Below are 7,504 nucleotides of genomic sequence, written 5' to 3'. Positions count from 1 at the left end.
TTTTCGCCGCAGGCGGAAACGGAGGCAAGCGGACTTTGCGACGACGCCATGGGGGTGCATTCCGTGCGGCAAAGCCGCACTTCCCCCGTCCCGTCCCGGGGGGGCGGAATCTCTTCGTCCCCGCGCCGGGCGCGGATTCCCCCGTCCCGCCCGGGGCGGAAATCCCCGTCCCCGCGCACGGTGTACAGACATCCCTCCGGTCAGGTCCGCTGGTCACTCCGCCCAAGGAGATATTCCGTCGTAACCCCAAAATAATCCGCCAGGGTGCATAATGTCAAGGCCTGAAGATTTACTTTCCCATATTCGATCTTCTGGTAGTGCCGAGGCGTGATCTCTAGCATTTGCGCCATATCCTTTTGCCGTAGCTTTTGCTCTTTTCGCAATTCTTGAAGCCGTTTTCCCATAATTTCTAAAATTTCCATGCGCGCTCCTTGACAGGCGAACTTTTATGATGTATTGTGACATCATAAAAGTTCGTATTGAGGCATTGCTTATGAATCGCATCTATGAAGCCCTCTTCGACGGCTACGCCGACCCGCTCCTCCAGGAGCCGCTGCCGCTGTCCGACCGCCAGCGCCTGGACCTGACGGACGCCCTGCACGCCCTGCGCCTGCGCTGGTCCACCGACGCCTTCGCCGTGGGCCTCCATCTGGGCCTGTCCCTACTCCGTGATGATATCCGCCGTCCCGGCGCCCAGCAAATCCAGTAGCGCCCGGGGCGGCGCCTCCACCTGGGCGCCGATCCGCCCGCCGGAGATATAGATGGTCTCGTAGTCCAGGGCCGTCCGGTGGAACACCACCGGGTACGCCTTCTTCATCCCCACGGGGCTGCATCCGCCCCGGATATACCCGGTGACGGCGTTGATCTCCGCCACCCGGAGCAGCTCGACGGCCTTCTCCCCCACCGCTTTGGCGGCCTTCTTCAAATCCAGACTCTCCGCCGCCGGAACCTCAAACACGTAGATGCCCTTGGAGGCCCCCCGGGCCACCAGGGTCTTGAACCCCCGGGCCGGGTCCTGGCCCAGGGCCTGGGCAATGTGCACGCCGTACTCCCGGGTCCCCTCCGGCCCCTCGCTCTCCTGATAAAAATGGGCGGTATAGGGGATGTGCCTCTGCTCCAGGATCCGCATGACGTTGGTCTTCTCTTCCTTCTTCTTTGCCATATTCTCACCTCAAAAGGTACACGCCCGCCAAAACGCAGCAGATGCCCGCCAGCGTCAGGGGGCCTATGGCCTCACCGAAGGCCAGCGCCCCCGCCAGGGCGGCCACCACCGGCTCCAGGCTGGCCAGGATGGAGGCCCGGCCCGGCTCCACTCGGGCCAGTCCCCGGGTGTAGAGGAGGTAGGGTGCCACGGTGGACACCACCACCAGCCCCACGGCGTACAGCCACATCCGGGGCACCGCCATGGCCGCCGCCAGCGCGGAGGGCCGCAGCAGCACCAGGGAGGCGGGCCCGGCGAAGAGGAAGGTCCACACCGTGACGGTCATGGCGCTGTAATGGGCCAGGGCATACCGGCCGAAGACGCTGTACAGCGCGTAGAAAAACCCGGCACCCAGGCCCAGCAGAATGCCCGGCACCGTCACCGTCAAATTCCCGGCGAAGAGGCCGCACACCCCGGCGCAGCCCACCAGCGTCAGCAACAGGGCGGCCAGCTTCCTGGCCGTGACGGGCTCCCGCCACAGCAGGGCCGACAGCAGCACCACGAAGGACGGCGCCGTGTACAGCAGGATGGAGGCCACCGCCAGTGAACAGATTTTCTGGCAGGAGAAATAGCACAGGGTGAACAGCACCACGCTGACGACGCCGGTGCCGAGAAAATATTTCAGGTGCTCCCGCTTCACCCGGAACACGCTGCGGTCCCCCGCCGCGAACACCACTCCCAGCAGCGCCATGCCGCCGAAGTTCCGCAGCACCACGATGTCTCCAGGGGACAGTCCCCCGGCCATCAGATTCCGGTTCCACAGTCCGATGAGGCCCCACAGCGCGGCCCCCGCCAGAATGCTGGCGCAGGCGCCCCGCTGTGAGGCTTTTTGACTGCCTGTCTCCGCCTCCATACCGTTCAATCCTCCCATACCGCGCCGTTGCCGCCGGTCTCGTAATAGAATGTGTCGTTCTGGATGCACAGCACAATCTCCGGCCGGTAGGCCGCGATATAGTCCCGCAGGCTCTGGTCGTCGTAATGCCGCAGGTCCAGGATGCGGGTCTCGTTGAAGGAGGCGTACAGCAGCGTCTCCAGGGCGTTGGTGAAGGAGTCCCCGTAGATCAGCACATTCGGCAGCTCCGGCCGCCCCGTCTCCAGAATCGTCTCGCCGAAGTCGCCGCCCATGTAGAGGTTGTAGGTGGTGGGCAGGTCCTCCGCCGCCGGGAGGACGAACAGCGGTTTGTCGCTGGGCTGGCCGTTGTCGGTGCGGGTAAAGGCCACCGGGCGGCGCTGCACGCCGATGACGGCCCTCTCCTCATTGGGCCAGAGGTTGTACAGCTTCCGGCTGCGGGAGCCGATATAGGGGTTGGGCAGCTCCTGGAAATCCAGGTCCTCCTCCGTCAGCACCGGCAGGTCCCAGCCGTCGGCAGCCAGGGCGTCCAGAATGGCCCGGTAGGCGGCGTAGGCGCCGTAGTAATTGTAGTGGTGGTCCACGGCGGAGTAGTAGTCCGCCGGGCGGCCCTGGCGGTCGTAGACCTCCCCCATGTTCAAAAAGCGGATGCCCGCCCCCTCCAGGGCGGTCTGGAAGGACTCGTCCGCCGCCTGGGCCTCCCGCCGGTGGCTGTTCATATAGGCGGGAAACCGGTCCTGGAAATACACCCGCTGCTCCGGAAAGCCCACAAAGTAAAAGCTGCCCCCGCAGTTCTGGATGTGGCGGTTCAGCTTGCCGTAGTTGGCGGCGATGGGGGGCATGGTCTCCTCATAGGCCCGGCGGCTCCACTCACTGTACTCCATGGCGGGCAGCAGCACCTCCTGGGTGGTGACCACCTCGTTGACCACCGGGCGGCGCAGCACCTTCATCTGGAGGGCGGTGTCCGCCTTCAGCAGCGTGGTGCGGCCAGGGGCGTGGTCGGAGTACCAGCTCTCAAAATCGGCGGCAAAGCCGCCGTCCCACAGACTCTCCCAGGTGAGAGCGGGGCGCTTTGCCAGGGAGCGGTTCTCATAGTAGGCGGTGGTCTCCCTGTGGGACCAGAGGGCCGTCCCCAGGGGCACCGCCGCCAGCACCGCCAGCAGCACGGCGAGAAAAGCCCGGTCGGTAACTCTGCGCATGAAAAGGGCCTCCTCTCAAAACTGAAAATACAGGAAGGAACGGAAGGTGGAACTCAGCAGCCGCACCACGGACCAGCCCAAAAGGCCGAAGGCCAGCACCTTGGGCCCCAGGTCCAGCAGGGCCTCCGACCCCCGGCCGCCCCGGGCAGCCAGCTTCCCGGCCACCAGGTCCTTCACCGGCAGGGCGGCGGGGATGGCCGCCAGCAGCTCCCAGCGGAACTGGATCAGGTAATAGACCGTCTCCCCGCTCCAAAGGCCGCCGGGGGCGGCGCCGAACAGGGCGGAGACCATCTGCCCCACCTGGCCCAGGCCGGCGGAGCGGAACAGCACCCAGCCCACCACGATCACCGCCAGGGCATAGCCGTGGCGCACCGGGGCGGGCAGCCGCTCCAGTGCCCGCCCCCAGAGGAACCGCTCCCCCGCCAGCAGCGCCGCGTAGTACAGCCCCCAGAGGACGAAGTTCCAGGCGGAGCCGTGCCACAGCCCCGTCAGCAGCCACACCGCCAGCAGGTTCAGCAGCTGGCGGCCCCGGCCGCAGCGGTTGCCCCCCAGGGGGATGTACACATAGTCCCGGAACCAGAAGGAGAGGGTCATGTGCCACCGGCGCCAGAACTCCGAGGCGGACTTTGCGAGATAGGGGTAGTTGAAATTCTCCGGCAGGCGGAAGCCGAACACCCGGCCTAGGCCGATGGCCATGTCCGTGTAGCCGGAAAAGTCAAAGTAGAGCTGGAGGGTGTAGGCCACGGCCCCCAGCCAGGCCAGGGACACGGTCAGCCGGTCCCCGGCGGCGAAGGCGCCGTCGGCAATCTGGCCCAGGGCGTCCGCCAGCAGCACCTTTTTGGCCAGGCCGAAGCAGAACCGGGTGGCCCCCGCCGCCGCGTCGGCGGCGGTCTCCCGCCGGTCCGTCAGCTCCGGGGCAAAGGCCCCGTAGCGGAGGATGGGGCCCTGGAGCAGCTGGGGGAAGAAGGCCATGAACAGCGTCAGCCGGGGGAGGCTCCGCTCCGCCGGAATGGTGCCCCGGTAGACGTCCGTCAGGTAGGCCACGGCCTGGAAGGTGAAAAAGGAGATGCCCGCGGGCAGCGCCACGGCGGGCGCCGCCAGCTCCAGGCCCAGGGCGTTCAGGTTGGCCACCAGGAAGCCTGTGTACTTGAAGTAGCCCAGCATGGCGATGTTCCCGGCCAGGGCGGCCAGATACACGGCCCGGCGGCCCCGCCGCCCCGGTGCCGCCAGCAGCGCCGCGCACCAGTTGCCTGCGCAGGACACCGCCAGGGCCGGCAGCAGCCGGACGCCGCCCCAGCAGTAAAAGGCCAGGCTGGCGGCCAGCAGCACCCAGTTGCGCCCGGAGCGGAACCGGGCGGGGAGCAGAAAATAACAAAAAAGGCTGAGGGGCAGAAAGCCAAACAGGAAGGCCATACTGCTGAACGCCATGGAATCACATCTCTTTCCTGAGAATTATGGAAGCTGCCACAGGGCCGCTGTGTACCCGATCAGCAGCAGGCAGGGGAATACCACGCCCCGGAACCAGCAGTGGGAGACCGCCGTCAAAATGCCGCAGCCCACGATCATGACCGCCAGGGCCAGCAGCACGATGGTTTGCAGCCGGGTCCGCGTCTCCTCCATCGTCATCCCTTCAGAATCTCCCGCTGGACGTACTTGGGCAGCTTCTCCAGTACCAGCCGGTGGGAATTGGCGCACAGCCGCCGCAGCTCCGCCTCCGGCAGCGCCCCGTCCAGCAAGGCGGCGATCCAGGTGCGCTTGTCGGTGTAGAAGCCCGGCAGAATCTCCGGGTATTGGGCCCGCAGCAGCTCCGCCTCCGCCGGGTCGCATTTCAGGTTCACCAGGTCGTGTCCGCCGTAGGTCTCATACTTCTCCTCCGGCGTGCACACCGCCGCAAACAGCTTGCCCCGGAGCATGTAGCGGAACCATCGCCACTCGGGCTTGTAGTCCTTCTCCGCCCCGGGAAGGGACAGAAGATATGCGTCCAGCCAGTCATAGTGCATGGGAGGTCCTCCTTTTCACGGCGGGGCTTCCCGCTCACAGCAGCATCAAAATCACCAGGGCAAACAGATATGAGAACGGCCAGTGGCGGACATGGAAAAAAACAGAAATCCATCGTACGAGGGCCGCTTCCCGGCGGGAAGGGCATCCGGCTCGCACAGCAGCCCCCAGCCGTACAGCCCGGCGGCAGGGCCCGGCCGCCGGAGCCTTATCCCATACCCGTTCCCCCTAAAGCGGGCAGGCGTCACTTCGCCCCCCGCAGCTCGATGATCCGGTCCCGCAGCACGGCTGCGTACTCGAATTCCAGCATCTTGCTGGCTTCCTTCATCTCCTTTTCCAGCTTGGCGATCTCCGCCTCCCGCTCCCGGTCGGTCATTTTCGTCTTGCGCTCCCGGCGCTTGCGGGTGTCCTCCTCGGACTTGGAGATCTCCAGCACCTCCCGGACGCTCTTGATGATGGTCTGGGGCACGATGCCGTGGGCCTGGTTATAGGCGTCCTGGATGGCCCGGCGGCGCTCCGTCTCCTCGATGGCGGAGCGCATGGAGGGCGTGATCTCGTCGGCGTACATGAGCACCAGGCCCTCCGCGTTCCGGGCCGCCCGGCCGATGGTCTGGATGAGGGAGGTCTCGGAGCGGAGGAAGCCCTCCTTGTCCGCGTCCAGGATGGCCACCAGGCTCACCTCCGGCAGGTCCAGGCCTTCCCGCAGAAGGTTGATGCCCACCAGCACGTCGAACTCCCCCAGCCGCAGGTCCCGGATGATCTCCATCCGCTCGATGGTCTCCACATCCGAGTGCATATACCGCACCCGGATACCGGCGTTTTTGAAATACTCCGTCAGGTCCTCCGCCATCTTTTTGGTGAGGGTGGTCACCAGCACCCGCTCGCCCTTGGCGGAGCGCTGGTTGATCTCCTCCATCAAATCGTCGATCTGGCCGGTGACGGGGCGGATCTCCACCCGGGGGTCCAGCAGGCCCGTGGGCCGGATGACCTGCTCCACCACCTGGTCCGCCCGCTCCCGCTCGTAGGGCCCGGGGGTGGCGGAGACGAACACCGCCTGGCCGATGTGGGCCTCAAACTCCTCAAAGCGCAGCGGGCGGTTGTCGAAGGCACAGGGCAGGCGGAAGCCGTACTTCACCAGCGACTCCTTCCGGGCCCGGTCGCCGTTGTACATGGCCCGGACCTGGGGCAGCGTCACGTGGCTCTCGTCCACGAACAGCAGGAAATCGTCGGGAAAGAAGTCGATCAGCGTCATGGGGGCGGACCCGGCGGGCCGGTCGGAGATGATGCGGGAGTAGTTCTCAATGCCGGAGCAGTACCCCAGCTCCGCCATCATCTCCATGTCGTACTCCGTCCGCTGGCGGATGCGCTGGGCCTCCACCAGCTGGTTGTTGTCGGTGAAGACCCGCACCTGCTCCTCCATCTCCGCGCGGATCTCCCCGATGGCCCGCTCCATCTTCTCCTTGGTGGTGACATAGTGGCTGGCGGGGTAGATGGCGATGTGGTTCAGCACCCGGTTCACGGAGCCGGTGACGGGGGAGAAGTCGCTGATGCGCTCGATCTCGTCCCCGAAGAACTCCACCCGGATGGCGTGGTCCCGGTAATAGGCGGGGTAAATCTCCACCGTGTCCCCTCGGACCCGGAACATGTTCCGCTCGAAGGCGATGTCGTTGCGCTCATAGCGGTTTTCCACCAGGCGGCGCAGCAGCTCGTTCCGGTCCCACTCCGCCCCCACCCGGAGGGAGATCACCAGCTTGGCGAAGTCGTCCGGCTCGCCCAGGCCGTAGATGCAGGAGACGGAGGACACCACGATGACGTCCCGCCGCTCCAGCAGGGCGCAGGTGGCGGAGAGCCGCAGGCGGTCGATCTCGTCGTTGGTGGAGGCGTCCTTGGCGATATAGGTGTCCGTGTGGGGGATATAGGCCTCCGGCTGGTAGTAGTCGTAGTAGGAGACGAAGTACTCCACCGCGTTGTTGGGAAAAAACTCCTTGAACTCGGCGCACAGCTGGGCGGCCAGGGTCTTGTTGTGGGCCAGCACCAGCGTGGGCCGCTGGACCTGCTCGATGACCTTGGCCATGGTGAAGGTCTTGCCGGAGCCGGTGACGCCCAGCAGCACCTGCTCCTTCAGCCCGTTTTCGATGCCCTCCGCCAGGGCGGAGATGGCCTGGGGCTGGTCCCCGGCGGGCTGATATTCGGAAACGACTTCAAATTTCGGCATAGACGCCTCTCCTCTCTCCCCTCTGCGGGGGCATCGGGGTC

The 7,504-nt window shown here is 65.8% G+C and carries 9 protein-coding genes; 1 reads left to right on the top strand and 8 read right to left on the bottom strand.

Annotated features, from left to right (window positions below):
* Positions 1-200: 200 nt before the first annotated feature.
* Positions 201-422 (bottom strand): helix-turn-helix domain-containing protein, encoded by a 222-nt coding sequence (locus tag QZS21_RS11330; RefSeq protein WP_295583460.1) that lies wholly within the window; start codon positions 420-422, stop codon positions 201-203.
* Between the two features lie 71 nt (positions 423-493).
* Between QZS21_RS11330 and QZS21_RS11325 the strand changes: the two genes are divergently transcribed.
* Positions 494-709: a hypothetical protein gene (locus tag QZS21_RS11325; RefSeq protein WP_295583458.1), complete on the top strand. Its 216-nt coding sequence runs from the start codon at positions 494-496 to the stop codon at positions 707-709.
* On the opposite strand, the gene ybaK is transcribed toward QZS21_RS11325, so the two are convergent.
* The 7 genes from ybaK to uvrB all read right to left on the bottom strand — a co-directional run bounded on the left by ybaK (position 662) and on the right by uvrB (position 7,463).
* Positions 662-1,162 carry a Cys-tRNA(Pro) deacylase gene (gene ybaK, locus QZS21_RS11320; RefSeq protein WP_295583456.1) on the bottom strand — a complete coding sequence of 167 codons (501 nt, stop codon included), beginning with the start codon at positions 1,160-1,162 and terminating at the stop codon, positions 662-664. The genes QZS21_RS11325 and ybaK overlap by 48 nt on opposite strands.
* 4 nt (positions 1,163-1,166) lie before the next feature.
* Positions 1,167-2,054: a DMT family transporter gene (locus tag QZS21_RS11315; RefSeq protein ID WP_295583454.1), complete on the bottom strand. Its 888-nt coding sequence runs from the start codon at positions 2,052-2,054 to the stop codon at positions 1,167-1,169.
* 5 nt (positions 2,055-2,059) lie between these two features.
* On the bottom strand, positions 2,060-3,250 hold the full coding sequence (locus QZS21_RS11310; RefSeq protein WP_295583452.1) for an alginate O-acetyltransferase AlgX-related protein: 1,191 nt from the start codon (positions 3,248-3,250) through the stop codon (positions 2,060-2,062).
* 15 nt (positions 3,251-3,265) lie between these two features.
* Positions 3,266-4,678 (bottom strand): MBOAT family protein, encoded by a 1,413-nt coding sequence (locus QZS21_RS11305; protein WP_295583450.1) that lies wholly within the window; start codon positions 4,676-4,678, stop codon positions 3,266-3,268.
* A 24-nt stretch (positions 4,679-4,702) separates the two neighbouring features.
* The gene (locus QZS21_RS11300; protein ID WP_295583448.1) at positions 4,703-4,876 is read right to left on the bottom strand and encodes a hypothetical protein; all 174 of its coding nucleotides are present in this window, start codon (positions 4,874-4,876) and stop codon (positions 4,703-4,705) included.
* Complete coding sequence (locus tag QZS21_RS11295; protein ID WP_295583446.1) at positions 4,873-5,250, bottom strand: MmcQ/YjbR family DNA-binding protein; 378 nt, start codon at positions 5,248-5,250, stop codon at positions 4,873-4,875. Before QZS21_RS11295 ends, QZS21_RS11300 begins: the two co-directional genes overlap by 4 nt.
* A 242-nt stretch (positions 5,251-5,492) precedes the next feature.
* A complete protein-coding gene (gene uvrB, locus QZS21_RS11290; protein ID WP_295583444.1) occupies positions 5,493-7,463 on the bottom strand; it encodes an excinuclease ABC subunit UvrB in 1,971 nt (656 codons plus the stop codon).
* Positions 7,464-7,504: the final 41 nt, after the last annotated feature.

The organism is uncultured Oscillibacter sp., assembly GCF_900544955.1.
In the GTDB taxonomy this organism is placed as follows: domain Bacteria; phylum Bacillota; class Clostridia; order Oscillospirales; family Oscillospiraceae; genus Oscillibacter.
Note: the sequence above shows the minus strand (reverse complement) of the source record. Positions and strands in the feature narration are given on the sequence as shown.